Origin of the sequence: Streptomyces javensis, assembly GCF_039525925.1 — a bacterium.
Classification (GTDB): Bacteria; Actinomycetota; Actinomycetes; order Streptomycetales; family Streptomycetaceae; genus Streptomyces; species Streptomyces asiaticus.
Window position 1 is genome coordinate 1 of record NZ_BAAAIF010000290.1, and the last position, 561, is coordinate 561.

2 protein-coding genes are annotated in these 561 nt (G+C 60.2%); both read right to left on the reverse strand.

The genetic code is table 11. From position 1 onward, the window contains the following. Window positions 1-194 (reverse strand): type II toxin-antitoxin system RelE/ParE family toxin (locus ABD329_RS48005; RefSeq protein ID WP_344318327.1); only part of this gene is annotated, 194 nt, incomplete at its 3' end. Further along, window positions 187-561: type II toxin-antitoxin system RelB family antitoxin (gene relB, locus ABD329_RS48010; RefSeq protein WP_344318328.1), on the reverse strand; the 375-nt coding region annotated here is incomplete at its 5' end. The genes ABD329_RS48005 and relB, both read right to left, overlap by 8 nt.

Here is a 561-nt window from a genome sequence, read left to right on the forward strand (position 1 = left end):
GGCCGGACAACCAGCTCGCGTGTGCCCTCTACACGGCCAGGACGCCCGCGTTTGGGATGCGCCGAGAGCTGCGCCACTTTGCCCTGAATGTCGTCGACCAGAGCCAGCGCCGCAGTCGGGCTATCGTCAGAAATATAATCGACAATCGCCATCAGGTCCGCGACCGCCAGGGCCTTCCATGCGATTTCAGGCACGCGGCGTCCCAGTGATCCGGGCGCGGGCATCCTGCATCACCTGATCATGCGGTACCGCGGGTCGCGCGTCCGCCAAGGCATCCTGCACTTTGGCGCGAAACCAGGCATCATAGGCATCTGGATCAGCGGCCAGACCCGCAGGCAGACCGCCCTCAGCAGCAACACGTGTCAGCAGGATGCGCACAGCATCTGAAACCGTCAGGCCGACCCCTGACAGGGCATCCGTGGCCTGGGCCTTGAGCTGATCATCTACACGAACGTGGATCATGGATGTTTGCGCAGGCATGACATTTCCTTCTGTCTTCACAGCATTGTATCTCAATTGAGATACAAATGTAAGTCGGCAGCCGGTCAAAACCAAACAGTG